The 232-nt window shown below is 39.7% G+C and carries 1 pseudogene; it reads right to left on the bottom strand.

Annotated features, from left to right (window positions below):
* A pseudogene (locus AC2YHV_RS27640) lies at nucleotides 1-232 on the bottom strand (IS5/IS1182 family transposase); the annotation flags it as partial.

The raw sequence follows: 232 nt of genomic DNA, 5'->3' as shown, positions 1-232 counted from the left end.
TCTAAGATCTGACTGTCATGTATATTTCCAGGTGTTACAATCGTTCCCAATACAAAACCGTTGCGGTCTGCGGCCGCGTGGAATGAATAGGCAAACTGTTTTGTTCGTTCATCTTTCACATAGTAGCCACTCTCAGAATCCGTTGTACTTTCTTTAATCTCTTTGGTCTCTTCTTTATCAAATTTATCTGGTGGAAAAGGCTTTTTTCCATGGTTTTCACGATCTTGATTGA

Source organism: Peribacillus sp. SRI_006 (assembly GCF_057586375.1).
Note: the sequence above shows the minus strand (reverse complement) of the source record. Positions and strands in the feature narration are given on the sequence as shown.